Source organism: Dietzia sp. IBK-p2-15D (genome assembly GCF_057773105.1).
The window spans coordinates 1-506 of record NZ_JBYMTK010000044.1; the positions used below are offsets into that span (position 1 = coordinate 1).

Here is a 506-nt window from a genome sequence, read left to right on the forward strand (position 1 = left end):
GCCTGAAAAATGAGCGAACAATAAAGTTTTTATATTTTTTGCTTGTCAGGCCGGAATAACTCCCTATAATGCGCCACCACTGACACGGAACAACGGCAAACACGCCGCCGGGTCAGCGGGATTCTCCTGAGAATTCCGGCAGAGAAAGCAAAATAAATGCTTGACTCTGTAGCGGGAAAGCGTATTATGCACACCCCGCGCCGCTGAGAAAAAGCGAAGCGGCACTGCTCTTTAACAATTTGTCAGACAATCTGTGTGGGCACTCGAAGATACGGATTCTTAACGTCGCAAGACGAAAAATGAATACCAAGTCTCAGGAGTGAACACGTAATTCATTACGAAGTTTAATTCTTTGAGCATCAAACTTTTAAATTGAAGAGTTTGATCATGGCTCAGATTGAACGCTGGCGGCAGGCCTAACACATGCAAGTCGAACGGTAACAGGAAGCAGCTTGCTGCTTTGCTGACGAGTGGCGGACGGGTGAGTAATGTCTGGGAAACTGCCT

At 46.8% G+C, this 506-nt stretch carries 1 rRNA gene; it reads left to right on the top strand.

Features of this window, described 5'->3' with window-relative positions:
• Nucleotides 1–369: 369 nt before the first annotated feature.
• Nucleotides 370–506, top strand: a 16S ribosomal RNA gene (locus tag AC3DEV_RS16765); the annotation flags it as partial.